General features: G+C 73.2%; 12 protein-coding genes. 4 read left to right on the plus strand and 8 right to left on the minus strand.

The annotated features are described in order from the left end of the window. Nucleotides 1–248: 248 nt before the first annotated feature. Both JAO84_RS07575 and JAO84_RS07580 read left to right on the plus strand, forming a co-directional pair. On the plus strand, nt 249–1,787 hold the full coding sequence (locus tag JAO84_RS07575; protein ID WP_370411532.1) for a S8 family serine peptidase: 1,539 nt from the start codon (nt 249–251) through the stop codon (nt 1,785–1,787). 64 nt (nt 1,788–1,851) lie between these two features. Further along, a complete protein-coding gene (locus JAO84_RS07580; RefSeq protein ID WP_370411534.1) occupies nt 1,852–3,156 on the plus strand; it encodes a CoA transferase in 1,305 nt (434 codons plus the stop codon). 1 nt (nt 3,157) lies between these two features. Here JAO84_RS07580 and JAO84_RS07585 read toward each other — a convergent pair whose 3' ends face one another. From JAO84_RS07585 to JAO84_RS07620, 8 genes are all read right to left on the minus strand, one after another. Beyond that, nucleotides 3,158–4,201 (minus strand): zinc-dependent alcohol dehydrogenase family protein, encoded by a 1,044-nt coding sequence (locus JAO84_RS07585; protein ID WP_370411536.1) that lies wholly within the window; start codon nt 4,199–4,201, stop codon nt 3,158–3,160. 15 nt (nt 4,202–4,216) lie between these two features. Next, nucleotides 4,217–4,849: a lysoplasmalogenase gene (locus JAO84_RS07590; RefSeq protein WP_370411538.1), complete on the minus strand. Its 633-nt coding sequence runs from the start codon at nt 4,847–4,849 to the stop codon at nt 4,217–4,219. After that, a complete protein-coding gene (locus JAO84_RS07595; protein ID WP_370411540.1) occupies nt 4,846–5,730 on the minus strand; it encodes a sterol desaturase family protein in 885 nt (294 codons plus the stop codon). The genes JAO84_RS07590 and JAO84_RS07595 overlap by 4 nt, the downstream gene beginning before the upstream one ends. A 132-nt stretch (nt 5,731–5,862) precedes the next feature. Then, complete coding sequence (locus tag JAO84_RS07600) at nt 5,863–6,573, minus strand: VIT family protein (RefSeq protein WP_265866252.1); 711 nt, start codon at nt 6,571–6,573, stop codon at nt 5,863–5,865. Nucleotides 6,574–6,612: 39 nt separating this feature from the next. Further along, nucleotides 6,613–7,854, minus strand: coding sequence for an amidohydrolase family protein (locus JAO84_RS07605; RefSeq protein WP_370411542.1), 1,242 nt, complete (start codon nt 7,852–7,854; stop codon nt 6,613–6,615). Beyond that, on the minus strand, nt 7,851–9,146 hold the full coding sequence (locus JAO84_RS07610; RefSeq protein ID WP_370411544.1) for an amidohydrolase family protein: 1,296 nt from the start codon (nt 9,144–9,146) through the stop codon (nt 7,851–7,853). Before JAO84_RS07610 ends, JAO84_RS07605 begins: the two co-directional genes overlap by 4 nt. 17 nt (nt 9,147–9,163) lie before the next feature. Beyond that, nucleotides 9,164–10,048: an SDR family NAD(P)-dependent oxidoreductase gene (locus JAO84_RS07615; RefSeq protein ID WP_370411546.1), complete on the minus strand. Its 885-nt coding sequence runs from the start codon at nt 10,046–10,048 to the stop codon at nt 9,164–9,166. Further along, nucleotides 10,048–10,848: an acetoacetate decarboxylase family protein gene (locus JAO84_RS07620; RefSeq protein ID WP_370411548.1), complete on the minus strand. Its 801-nt coding sequence runs from the start codon at nt 10,846–10,848 to the stop codon at nt 10,048–10,050. The genes JAO84_RS07615 and JAO84_RS07620 overlap by 1 nt, the downstream gene beginning before the upstream one ends. A gap of 112 nt (nt 10,849–10,960) precedes the next feature. Between JAO84_RS07620 and JAO84_RS07625 the strand changes: the two genes are divergently transcribed. Both JAO84_RS07625 and JAO84_RS07630 read left to right on the plus strand, forming a co-directional pair. Then, nucleotides 10,961–11,596, plus strand: a complete 636-nt coding sequence (locus JAO84_RS07625) for a TetR/AcrR family transcriptional regulator (RefSeq protein WP_370411550.1) — start codon at nt 10,961–10,963, stop codon at nt 11,594–11,596. Nucleotides 11,597–11,739: 143 nt separating this feature from the next. Continuing rightward, entirely contained in the window at nt 11,740–12,723 is a 984-nt protein-coding gene (locus JAO84_RS07630; RefSeq protein WP_370411552.1) for a DEDDh family exonuclease, read from the plus strand. Nucleotides 12,724–12,760: the final 37 nt, after the last annotated feature.

The raw sequence follows: 12,760 nt of genomic DNA on the forward strand, positions 1-12,760 counted from the left end.
TGGGCAGGGACATGGGGGCCTCGCTGGGGGTGGGGAGGACGGGGTTCCGGCCGGAACCCCTCCCCTGATCAACGGCACGGAGCGCGCGGCGAAGTGGTTCACCGGAGTGGTTTTCTCAGCCGGGATCTTCATGAAGTCTTCTCAACTCATTGATGAGCGGGGAAGATCGGCGATAGCTTCACTCGTCATGCACCTGCCCGGCCGCACATCGGCGCCCGGGCAGCACGGACGGATGATGTGGAGAACCCATGGCTCATCTGGGATCGCGGCGCGGTCGAGTACTCGCTCTGCCGGCCGGTCTCGCGCTCACGGCCTCGCTCGGCTTCCTTCCCGCCGGCGCCGCCTCGGCCGCGGAGCTGTCCGACGCCCCGGCGGCCGCCGTGGCCACGGACGGGCCGAAGCTCAGCTACGTGGTGAACGTCGCGGGCGGCAGCAAGACGCCGGCGATGGTGCGCAAGGCGATAGCCGCAGCGGGCGGTGAGGTGGTCGTGTCCTACGACCGGATAGGCGTGATCGTCGTCCACTCCCAGAACCCCGCGTTCGCGCAGACGATCCGCAAGGCGCCCGGTGTGGTGTCGGCGGGCGCGACCCGTACGGCGCCGCTGCAGGCCGCGACGGACGACTCGGTGGGCGAGGGCGCGCAGGAGTTGACCCCGGCGGAGATCAAGGCCGCGACGGCCGCCGCCTCCGGCGATCAGGACCCGCTGGAGCCGCTGCAGTGGGACCTGCCGGCCATCAAGGCCGACAAGGCGCACGAGAAGACCCTCGGCAGCCGGAACGTCACGGTCGGCATCATCGACACCGGTGTGGACGACACCCACCCGGACCTGGCGCCGAACTTCGACGCCGCCGCCTCCGCGAACTGCGTGAGCGGCAAGGCCGACACGACGCCCGGCTCGTGGCGTCCGAAGCCGGGCGAGAGCGACCACGGCACGCACGTGGCGGGCACCATCGGCGCCGCGAAGAACGGCATCGGCGTGACGGGTGTCGCGCCCGGCGTGAAGCTGGCCGGCATCAAGGTGTCCACCCCGGACGGCTTCTTCTACACGGAGGCCGTGGTCTGCGGCTTCGTGTGGGCGGCCGAGCACGGTGTCGACGTCACCAACAACAGCTACTACACCGACCCGTGGATGTTCGCCTGCAAGAACGACGAGGACCAGAAGGCCCTCATCGAGGCGGTCACACGTGCGACCCGGTACGCGGAGAAGAAGGGCACCGTCAACGTGGCGGCGGCCGGCAACTCCAAGTTCGACCTGGCGGCGGACTCGATCCTGGACACAAGCAGCCCGAACGACACCACTTCGGGCGACCGGGTCATCGACCCGAAGGAGTGCTTCATCTACCCGGGGATGCTGCCGGGCATGGTGACCGTCTCCGCGACCGGCGCCAAGGACCTGAAGGCGTCCTACTCCAACTACGGTCTGGGCGTCATCGACGTGGCGGCGCCGGGCGGCGACAAGACCGAGTGGCAGACCCCGGACGCCCCGGCGGTCAACGGCCGCATCCTGTCGACCACGGTCAACGGCGGCTACAACTACAAGGCCGGCACCTCGATGGCCTCGCCGCACGTGGCGGGCGTCCTCGCGCTGCTGAAGTCGACGCACCCGAAGGCGAGCCCGGCCGCGCTGAAGGCGCTCCTTTACGCGCAGGCCGACGAACGCGCCTGCACCAACCCGTACGACATCGAGGGCGACGGCACCGTCGACGCGGTGTGCGAGGGCGAGAAGGGCGACAACGGCTTCTACGGGGCCGGTCTGGTGGACGCGCTGGACGCGGTCCGCAAGTAGTCTCCCGCTGTTCCGCAGAACCGCCCGTGGCACTGAGTGCCACGGGCGGTTCTATGGTGTGCTCATGGACAACACAGTGCGTACGGGTACGGAGTTGCTGTGGGCCGAGCTGGGCGGCGATCCCGCGCTGCTCGACCGGGTGGCGTACGGCGGGCCCTCGGGTCTCCTGCCGGCCCGGCTGCCCGTCATGGACCTGGCCCGGGCGACGGTCGCGGTGGCGGGGCTCGCGGCGGTGGAGCGGGCCGGGCTGCCGGGGCCGGTGCGGGTGGACGACGGGGCGGTGGCGACGGCCTTCGTCAGCGAGCGGCATCTGCGGGTGGACGGGCGGGCGCCGGTGAACTTCGCGCCGCTGTCCCGGTTCTGGCGGGCGGCCGACGGCTGGGTCCGCACCCACGCCAACTACCCGCACCACAAGGCGGCGTTGCTCGGCGCGCTGGGCCGCTCGGACGATTCCGTGGACGGCGTGGCGGGGGCGATCGGCGAGCGGAAGGCCGTCGAAGTGGAGACGGCGGTGTACGCGGCCGGGGGCCTGGCCGTCGCACTGCGCACGCCCGAGGAGTGGGCCGCCCACGAGCAGGGCCGGGAGGTGGCCGCCCGCCCGCTGCTGACCCGGGACCGCCTGGACGAGGCCGCGCCGCGGCGCCGCTCGGACCGGCCGCTGCGGGTGCTCGACCTGACCCGGGTGATCGCGGGCCCGGTCGCCACCCGGACCCTCGCGCTGCTCGGCGCGGACGTGCTCCGGATCGACCCGCCGGGCAACCCGGAACTGCCGGACCAGCACGCCGACACGAACGTCGGGAAGCGGACGGCCGCCCTGGACCTGGACAGCCCGTCGGACCGGCGCGCCTTCGACGAACTCCTGGACGCGGCCGACGTGCTGGTCACCGGCTACCGGCCCGGCGCCCTCGACCGCTTCGACCTGCACCGGCCCGGCCTGGTGACCGCCCGCCTCTCGGCCTGGGGCGACTACGGGCCCTGGGGTGGCCGGCGCGGCTTCGACAGCCTGGTGCAGGTGGCCACCGGCATCGCGGTCGCTGAGGGCTCGCCGGACGAACCCGGCGCGCTTCCCGCCCAGGCCCTCGACCACGGCACCGGCTACCTCCTCGCGGCGGCCGTCCTGCGCTCCCTGACCGAACAGGACCGGGACGGCGGCACCCGTCTCGTCCGCCTGGCCCTCGCCCAGACCGGCCACTGGCTGACCCACACGCTCCCCCGGTACGAACCGGAGCGCTGGCTCACCGAGTCGGCCGGCCCGCTGGGCCGGCTGCGGCACGCGCTCTCGCCGGTCTCGTACGAGGGCGGCCCGACGGGCTGGCAGCGCCCGCCGGGCATCGCGGGGGCGGACGCACCGGAGTGGCTCGGGGCCTGAGCTACGGCTTGACCAGGACCTTCAGCGCCGTGCGCTCGTCCATCGCCTTGTAGCCGCCGGGGACGCCGGCCAGGTCCACGGTGAGGTCGAAGACCGGGGACGGGTCGATCGTGCCGGCCAGGACGTCGGGGAGCAGCTCGGGGATGTAGGCGCGGACGGGGGCGACGCCGCCGCGGAGGGCGATGTTGCGGTCGAACATGACGGAGAGGTCGAGGCCGGTGCCGGAGCCGTGCGGGACGCCGACGTAGCCGATGGCGCCGCCGTCGCGGGTGATGCTCACGGCGGTGCGCATGGACTGTTCGGTGCCGACGGCCTCGATGACGGCGTGGGCGCCCTGGCCGCCGGTGAGTTCGCGGACGGCGGCCTCGGCGGCCTCGCCGCGCTCGGCGACGACGTCGGTGGCGCCGAAGGTGCGGGCGATGTCGGTGCGGGCGGTGTGCCGGCCGAGGGCGATGATCCGCTCGGCGCCGAGCCGCTTGGCGGCGAGGACGCCGCACAGGCCGACGGCGCCGTCGCCGACCACGGCCACGGTGGAGCCGGCGGTGACGCCCGCGCCGAGGGCGGCGTGGTGGCCGGTGCCCATGACGTCGGAGAGCGCGAGGAGCGCGGTGAGCAGGTGGTCGTCGGCGGCGGCCGCGGCGGGCAGCTTGACGAGGGTGCCGTCGGCGTACGGGACGCGGACGGCCTCGCCCTGGCCGCCGTCGGAGCCGACGGAGCCCCAGAAGCCGCCGCTGGGGCAGGAGGTCTGGAGGCCCTCGGCGCAGTACTCGCAGGTGCCGTCGGACCAGACGAAGGGGGCGACGACGAGGTCGCCCTTGGCGAAGCCGCGGACGTCGGTGCCGGCCTCCTCGACCAGGCCGAGGAACTCGTGGCCGATCCGCTGGCCGGGCTGCCGGGCGGACTCGCCGCGGTAGGCCCACAGGTCGCTGCCGCAGATGCAGGCGCGGAGCACCCGGACGACGACGTCCGTGGACTCCTTGATCACGGGGTCGGGCACGTCCTCCACGCGCATGTCGAAGGGGGCGTGGATGGTGGTGGCGCGCATGGTTCCTCGTCCGGGTCAGCTGGTTGTACGACGTTCACCGTACATCGTGCGCAGGGTTCCCTCGGTCAGCAGGTACTGCGCCGCGATGTAGGTCAGCATGACCCAGAAGTCGGGCGCGGGCAGCTGGGGCCATTCGGCGATGCCGGTGGCGATCAGGGTGTCGGACAGCAGGAACAGGGCGCCGCCGGTGCCGGTCATGACGCCGAGCGCGCTCGACCGGTAGGCCATCGCGGTGAGCAGCAGCGAGTAGCCGGCGACGGGGACACGCAGGTCGGCGGGGAGGCCGGGCCAGAGCGCGACGACGGTGCCGCCGAGGGCGAGCGCGTACACGAGGCCGAGCAGCGGGGAGGTCCGGCGGCGGCCGAAGAGCACGAGGTAGCAGAGGTGTCCGGCGGCGAAGCAGCCCATGCCGACGAGGAAGGCCCCGTCGGCGTCGGACATCAGGAACACGTCGCCGCCCCAGCCGCACAGCAGAGCGGCGATCAGCGGCTTCGGCGCGCCCCGGGTGCCGGCGTACGCGGCGAGCAGCGGCATCAGGAGCGGCTTGGCGGCCAGGTGGCCGGCGTCGGCCCCGGCGAGCAGCGAGCCGAGGTCGACGAGGGCCGCGAGCAGGAAGGCGCCGAGGAGGGCGCGGCCGAGCCGGCTCACGCTGCTCCCTCCGGCGCGGCGCCGACCGGCGTGCCCTGCGCCTCGGGCCCGGGCCCCGGTTGCCAGCCCGGTCCGCGGAACACCCGGCCGGCCCGTTCGCGCCAACCGCTCGCGGCCCTGAGGTCGCGGGCGATCGCGGCGTACTCGTGGGTGGCCACCCGCAGCGGGTTGTAGGTGGCGATGTTCTTGGTGAGCCCGTAGACGGGCCGCTCGGTCTCGGCGACGAAGGAGCCGAACATCCGGTCCCAGACGATGAGGATGCCGCCGAAGTTGCGGTCCAGGTAGCCGCCCTGGGAGGCGTGGTGGACGCGGTGGTGCGAGGGCGTGTTGAGCACGTACTCGAAGGGCGCCCAGAGCTTGCCGATCCGCTCGGTGTGGATCCAGAACTGGTAGACCAGGTTGACCGAGTAGCAGAAGGCCAGCGCCGCCGGGTGCACGCCGAGCGCGATCAGCGGCAGGTAGAACGGCCAGCCGGTGAGGCCGGTCCAGGGCTGGCGCAGCGCGGTGGAGAGGTTGAACCTGCGGCTGCTGTGGTGCACGACGTGGCAGGCCCACAGGATGCGGATGACGTGGTGGCCGCGGTGCGACCAGTAGTAGAGGAAGTCCTGGCCGAGCAGGATCAACGGGATCGTCCACCACAGCACGGGCACGCGCAGCGGCGTCAGCTCGTACACCGCCGTGTAGATCGCGACGACCGGGATCTTCCACAGGGCGTCGAAGACGAGACTGCCGAGCCCCATCCCGATGCTGGTGGCGGCGTCCTTCGTCTCGTATCCCGCGGCGTCCTCGTCGGGGTGGATGCGGTAGCTGACCATCTCGACGACGGTGAGCAGGACGAACGCCGGTATGGACCAGAGCACGACATCGGGCAGGTTCGGCATGCCGATGACGGTAGAGGCGCGGCGCGGTGGCGACTAGACGTATTTACCAACAAGTAAGTAAGACCGGATGTCAGCAAGCTTTGGCGCCTTCCGACAACACGGATCACGACAAGAGCAGGATGGGGCCGCTGCTCAGACGCCCGCCGCTCCCAGCAGCGAACCCGCCGCGTACGTCACCGCCATCGCCAGCGCGCCGCCGGCGACGTTGCGCAGGACGGCGCGGGGGACGGGGGCGGCGCCGAGCCGGGCCGAGGACCAGCCGGTGAGGGCGAGGGCGGCGAGCACGCAGACGACCGTGATCCACAGGCGGTGGTCGGCCGGCGGGAGCACGATCGCGAGCAGCGGCAGCAGCGCGCCGGCCGTGAAGGCGAGGAAGCTGGCGCCGGCCGCGTGCCACGGGTTGGTGAGCTCGTCGGGGTCGATGCCCAGCTCCACGCGCGCGTGGGCGCGCAGCGCGTCGCGCTCGGTGAGCTGGAGGGCGGCCTCGCGGGCCACGTCCGGGCTGAGGCCGCGGCGGGCGAGCAGCCCGGTGAGCTCGGCGAGTTCGGCCTCGGGCTGCTCGCGCAGCTCCCGGCGCTCCTGGGCGAGGGCGGCCTTCTCGGAGTCGCGCTGGGTGGAGACGGAGACGTACTCCCCCGCGGCCATCGACATGGAGCCGGCGAGCAGTCCGGCGAGGCCCGCGGTGAGCAGGGTGTCCCGGGATCCGGTGGCGCCGGCGACGCCGACGACGAGGCCCGCGGTGGAGACGACTCCGTCGTTGGCCCCGAGCACGGCGGCCCGGAGCCAGTTGAGCCGGGAGCCGAGGCCGCCGCCGTGGGCCTCGTCGTGTGCGGGGGCGGGCACGGGTGCGTCGGTCACCCCTGGAGGGTCGCACCCGCCGCCTCACCAGACGCGGACCGACCCGCCCTTCGCGAAGGCCGGGCTGGTGGCGCCGGCCGGGACCTCGGTGAGCGGTTCGGCGATCTCCGCGACGGTCGGGCCGTGCACCGCGGCCAGGGCGTCGAGCAGGTCGAGGTCGAAGCCGTAGACGCGGGCCGCGTTGCCGCCGGCCATGGCGGCGACCTCGTCCGGCGGCAGCCCCGCGTAGGCGATCCGCAGGCCCTCCCGGGAGTACGGGGTGGTGCCCTCGTCGTGCGGGTAGTCGCTGCCCCACATGATCTTGTCGAGGCCGATCCGGTCGCGCAGCGGCACCTCGTGCGGGCGCATGAAGCTCGCGCCGACGAAGCAGTTGTCCCGCCACACCTCGCGCGGTCCCTTGCCCATGGACTCGGCGAGCCCGGCGCCGAACTTGGACTCGGCCGTGGCCGCCTTCGCCGAGGCCGCGACCAGGCGCCCGTGGTAGTAGTCCAGCATGTCGAGCACGCCCGGGATCCAGCCCGACCCCTGCTCGGTGAGGACCAGTTTGAGTCCCGGGTGGCGCCGGAACGCGCCGCCGAACACCAGGTGCCACAGCGCCCGGTGCGAGAACCAGGTCGTCTCCACCATGAACACCGCCCGCGCGGCCGGTTCGTCGCCGAGCGGCGGCGAGGCCGAGCCGCCGTGGTGGTTGACCGGGACGTCGAGCTCCGCGCAGACCGCCCAGATCGGGTCGTACGCCGCCGAGTACAGCTCCGGTACGGGCGAGCCGGGCGGCACGCCGGGCAGCAGGATGCCGCCGGTGAGCCCGGCCGCGCGGGCCCGGCGGATCTCGGCGACCGCCGCGTCCACGTCGTTGAGCAGGATCTGCGCGACGCCCGCCCTCCGCCCCGGCGCGTCGGCGCAGAAGTCGGCGAGCCAGCGGTTGTGCGCCTGCAGCCCGGCCCAGCGCTGCTCGTACTCGGTCCGGTCCGGCGGCTGGGCCATCAGCGAGGCCTTGGGGAAGAACGGCGGGATGGTGTTGGGGAAGACGACCTCGGCGACGATGCCGTCCGCCTCGAGCTCGCGCAGCCGGCGCCGCGAGTTCCAGTTGCGGTCGGCGGTGTCGGCGAGCAGGTCCTCGTACGGATTGACGTAGGTCGCCGCCCAGGCGTCGAAGTCGTCGTGGTGCTTCCTGGCCAGGTACGGCTTGTAGTCGAGGAGGTCGGCGCCGGCGTGGCAGTCGGCGGAGATGACCGTGTAGCGGTCGGTGGGCGCGGCCGGGGTCACGGGTTCACCCCCAGGACCGGGAAGTCGTGCTCGGTGAGCCAGTGCCGGCCGACCTCGCGGGAGCGGGCCCAGGAGGCCTCGACGGCGGCCTGGTCGGGGTCCTGGCCGAGCTCGGCCGGGGTGGGGCCGATCCGCCGGGCGATCGGCGCCAGCTTCCCGGGGTCGAAGCCGAAGACCTCGGCGGCGGCCAGGCCGAGCATCCGGCGGGTCTCGGCGACCGGGATGTCGTGGAAGGTGTCCCGCAGCCACGCGCGCGTGCGCGGCCAGGTGCCCTCGGGGTGCGGGAAGTCGGAGCCCCACAGGATGTTGTCGACGCCGATCTCGTAGCGCTGGGCCAGCTCGCGCCGCTTGGTGTTGGTGGCGCAGACGAACACCTGCCGGTCCAGGTACTCGCTGGGCGGGCGCTTCAGCTCGGCGAACGGCGAGAGCTTCTTGCCGCCGTGCGCGCCGAGGTAGAGCCGGTCCATGAACCACAGCAGGTTCGGCAGCCACCAGCAGCCGGACTCGGCGACGCCGAACCGCAGCCCCGGATGCCGCTCGAAGGCGCCGGACCAGAGCAGGAACCACAGCGGCCGGGCCGGCCACCAGGTGACCTCGGAGACGTAGATCCCGAGGTGGTCGCCGTACTCGTGGCGGGGCGCGGCGCCGGAGTGGGTGACCACCGGCATCCCGGTCTCGGCGGCGGCCGCCCACACCGGGTCGTAACGCCGGTCGTGGTAGGGCGCCTTGTCCACCCACATCGAGGGGATCATCAGCGCGCCGAGCCCGGACTCCTTGGCCCGGTGGATCTCGGCGACGACCTCGGCCGGGTCGGCGGTGACGGGCAGCAGCGCGACCCCGCAGTGCCGCTCGGGGTGCTGGGACACGAAGTCGGCGAGCCAGCGGTTGTGGGCCTTGGCGCCCGCCATGCCGAGCTCCGGGTCCTGGTCGCCGGAGAGCCCGAGGCCGACGCCGAAGGGCGCGGCGGTCCGGCTGTCGACGGCGTCCGCGTCGGGGAAGACGACCTCGGCGGCCACCCCGTCGCCGTCGAGCTCCTTGATACGCTGTGCGGCGTCCCAGCCGCCGCGCAGCCCCTCCTCGTGGTCGCTGAACCACTTGTCGGCGAAGGCCTCGTTGCGCACCCCGAGCCGGGTCATGGCCTCGCGGCGGGCGTCCCGGCCGGCGAGGAACTCGTCGAAGGCGCGGTGGAAGCGGGGGTCGAGATAGGGCCGGTACTCCTCGGTGGGCAGACCGGCGTGACAGTCGGAGGAGATGATGAGATACGGGTCCAGGTACGGGTCGTCGACGCTCATGTCGGCTCCTTGGCCGGTCAGTCGAGGATGAAGCTCTCCAGGTAGGACGGGTTGGCGCGGTCGAGCATCGACTGCGAGCGCGCCCTGATCTGCCGGTCGCTGTGCTCGCTCGCCGGGAGCATCCAGAACCGGTCGGCCCTGATGCCGTCGACGACGTGCCCGGCGACCTCCTCGACCGGGGTGAAGGCGACCTCGTGCCCGGCCTCCTTCATCGCCGCCTCCCACTGGTCGAGGCTGCGGTACGGGGTCTTCCGGGGGCGCTCCTTGGCGAAGCGCTCGGGCCGGTTGCGGTGCGACTCCCACAGGCCGGTGCGCAGCATGTGCGGCCCGGGGAAGAGCACGGAGGCACCGACAAGGGCCCGTTCCGCCTTCAGGTGCGCGTAGAGCGACTCGGTCATGGTGACGACGGCGGACTTGGTGACGGCGTAGACGGAGGCGGTGGGCAGCGGGGCGATGCCGCCGTCGCCGGAGGAGGTGTTGACGACATGGCCGGGCTCGCCGCCCGCGAGCATCCGGGGCACGAAGGCCTGGATGCCGTGGAAGACGCCCCACACGTTGACGGCGAAGGCCCACTTCCAGTCGTTGGGTTCGTGCTCCCACATGCGGCCCTCGGCGCCGGAGCCGACGCCCGCGTTGTTGCACAGCACGTGCACGGCGCCGAAGGTGTCGTACGCGGCGTCGGCGAAGGCCCGTACGGAGTCGGGCTCGCTGACGTCGACGGTACGGGCGAGGATCTGCGCCCCGCCCTCCATCAGCTCCTCGGCGGCCCTGGCTAGCGGCTCCTCCTCGACGTCGCCGAGGACGACGGCGAGTCCCTCGGCGGCGAAGCGGCGGGCCATGGCGAGGCCGATGCCGCTGGCGGCGCCGGTGACGACGGCGACCTGTCCCTCGCGCAGTTCCATCAGACGGCGCTCCCTTCCGGCGGCGCGTCCAGGGTCTGCTGCGGGTCGTCGTAGCGCTGGTGGAGATAGGGCAGCAGGGCGGCGGGGTCGACCCGCTCGACGACCCGGCCGCGCTGGTCGGTGGTCTTCTCGCCGATGGTGATCCCGACGAGCCGGCGCACCGGCAGATCGGCCACCGGGTCGTACATCGACTCGCGGAGCACCACGTCCCCGGTGACCCGCTCAAGCCTGCGCACCTTCTCGTTGCGCAGGCAGTGGACCAGGACGGGCTCGGTGTCGAAGCCCGAACCGTCCACCGCCGGAAGGAACTTGAAGTAGAAGTCGGTCTTCTCGGTGGGCTCCGGCAGCGGCAGCGCGCCGGACACGGCGCCGCGCACCTCGACGAACGCGATGCCGTGCCGGGCGAGGGAGGCGCGGACCGTCAGCCCGTCGCGCTCGACGAGCACCTCGCCGAGCTTCTTCGGCTCGCCGAAGACCTCACGGCCGCCGGTGAGGGCGCGCTCGTGGGTCATCGGCATGACAAGCGGGTACCAGCCCTCCCGGTCGCCGTGGGCGGCGGCGACGGCGACGGAGCCCGCGCCGAGGGGGTAGCCGGGGAGGTCGACCTTGCTGATGTTGACCCGGACCAGCGGGCGTCCGGTGGGTTTGAGCGGCGGCGGCAGGACGGCCGCCACGACGTCCGGGTCGGTCTCCCAGACGGCGACGACCCCGGTGGACCAGATGTCGGGGAGCTTCGCGCTCTTCGCCCGCGTCGCGGCGATCTCCGCCTCGGTGCGCGCCCCGTACCGTACTCGTGCCATGACGTACCACCCTTCGGGAAGGTATCGGCCTGTACGCCTGTAACACAGTTACACCGGTGACCCGGAAGGGTAAAGACCCGTGCACGGCACGGGAGTTGGGGGAGCTGATCGGATGGCACGCAGCGCGCTGACCCGCGACGGGGTCCTGGACACGGCCGCCGCCCTGGTCAAGGAGCACGGCCCGGACGCCCTCACCATGCGCCGGCTCGCCGCCGAGCTCGGCACCGCCGTCACCTCGATCTACTGGCACGTCGGCAACCGCGAGTCGCTGCTCGACGCCCTCGTCGAGCGCACCGTCGCCGACCTCGGCACCCTGCGCCCGCGCGGCGGCGACCCGGCCGAACGGATCGTCTCGGTGGCCGCCCTGCTGCGCCGCGCCCTGCGCGACCGCCCCCATCTCGTCGCCATGGTCCACGAGCGCGGTCTGACGGAGCGCATGTTCCTGCCCGCCCAGCGCGCCCTGATCCACGAGGCCCACGCGGCCGGTCTGCGCGGCGCCCGCGCCGCCGCGCTGGTCCGCGCGGTCCAGTTCCAGGTCGTCGGCCACGTCCTGGTCGAGCGCAACCGCGAGCGCTCCCCCACCCAGTCCCCCGCCGAGCCGGACCTGTGGGGCGCGGACACCGCCCCGGACACCGCCGCCGGGACGGACGCGGACCCGGAGCTGGCCGCCGCGCTCGCCGCCCCGATCGACACGGAGGCGGTCTTCACGGCGGGGGTACGGGCGCTGGTGGCGGGACTCCTCGCCTGAGGACTCCGGGGAGGGGACGTCAACCGGCGTACCAGCGCGCGCCGGTGGGCGCCGGTGGGCTTCGCGCCCGCTCCCGTACGCACGGATCCGGCCACCGAAGCGGACACCGCGCGCGGGGCTGTCAGTCGCGGCCCGTATTCTCAGTGACCGTGCTTGACGACCGTACGACAGCAGCGACGTGGCCGACCGCGTACCCGCAGGGGTACGCGGTCGTCGACGTGGAGACCACCGGCCTCGCCCGCGACGACCGGATAGTGTCGGCCGGTGTCTACCGCCTGGACGCGCAGGGCAATGTCGAGGACCACTGGTACACCCTGGTCAACCCCGAGCGGGACCCCGGGCCGGTGTGGATCCACGGGCTCACCAGCGACCTGCTCGAGGGCGCGCCGCTGTTCCCTGAGATCGTCGAGGAGTTCTCGGCGCGTCTGGAGGGGCGGGTGCTCGTCGCGCACAACGCGATGTTCGACTGGCAGATGATCGCCCGGGAGTACGCGCGCGCCGAGGCGACCGCGCCGGTGCGGCAGCGGCTGTGCACCATCGCACTGTCGAAGGAGCTGGCGCTGCCGCTGCCCAACCACAAGCTGGAGTCCCTTGCCGCGCACTTCGGCGTGGTCCAGCAGCGCGCGCACAACGCCCTGGACGACGCACGGGTGCTGGCGGAGGCGTTCCGGCCCAGCCTGCACGCGGCGGCCGAGCGGAACGTACGGCTGCCGCTCCTGGAGTGCCGCCCGCTGACCGAGTGGGCGCAGAGCCCGGAGCGTCCCCGGATCGGCTACCAGGCCTCGGCCTCGTACCGGACGAACACCTGGCGCCCGTCGCGGAAGCGGCCGGCCTGCCCGTATCCCAACCCCGGGCGGTACGAGTCGGACAAACCGCTCAAGCAGGGCATGCGGGTGGCGTTCTCCGGCGACACCTCCGTCGACCGCGAGCTCCTGGAGGACCGCACGGTCGACGCCGGGCTGCACGTGGCGAGCAGTGTGTCGCGGCTCACCAGCCTGCTCGTCACCAACGACCCGGACTCCGCCACCGGCAAGACCCTGAAGGCCAAGTCCTTCGGCACGCCGATCGTCGACGAGGCCGCCTACACCCAGCTGCTTCGGGACGTCGCCCCGGCCGACGACGAGTGACGGCGGCAGACGGGTGACGGCCGGGCGCGGGCCGGGC

The sequence above is a fragment of the Streptomyces fradiae genome (genome assembly GCF_041270065.1).
Classification (GTDB): Bacteria; Actinomycetota; Actinomycetes; order Streptomycetales; family Streptomycetaceae; genus Streptomyces.

What these genes read in the sequence shown, in the direction of transcription:
- JAO84_RS07575 (WP_370411532.1), top strand. Translation starts at nt 249, where the DNA reads ATGGCTCATCTGGGATCGCGGCGCGGTCGAGTACTCGCTCTGCCGGCC.
- JAO84_RS07625 (WP_370411550.1), top strand. Translation starts at nt 10,961, where the DNA reads ATGGCACGCAGCGCGCTGACCCGCGACGGGGTCCTGGACACGGCCGCC.
- JAO84_RS07610 (WP_370411544.1), bottom strand. Translation starts at nt 9,146, where the DNA reads ATGAGCGTCGACGACCCGTACCTGGACCCGTATCTCATCATCTCCTCC.
- JAO84_RS07620 (WP_370411548.1), bottom strand. Translation starts at nt 10,848, where the DNA reads ATGGCACGAGTACGGTACGGGGCGCGCACCGAGGCGGAGATCGCCGCG.
- JAO84_RS07585 (WP_370411536.1), bottom strand. Translation starts at nt 4,201, where the DNA reads ATGCGCGCCACCACCATCCACGCCCCCTTCGACATGCGCGTGGAGGAC.
- JAO84_RS07580 (WP_370411534.1), top strand. Translation starts at nt 1,852, where the DNA reads ATGGACAACACAGTGCGTACGGGTACGGAGTTGCTGTGGGCCGAGCTG.
- JAO84_RS07615 (WP_370411546.1), bottom strand. Translation starts at nt 10,048, where the DNA reads ATGGAACTGCGCGAGGGACAGGTCGCCGTCGTCACCGGCGCCGCCAGC.
- JAO84_RS07595 (WP_370411540.1), bottom strand. Translation starts at nt 5,730, where the DNA reads ATGCCGAACCTGCCCGATGTCGTGCTCTGGTCCATACCGGCGTTCGTC.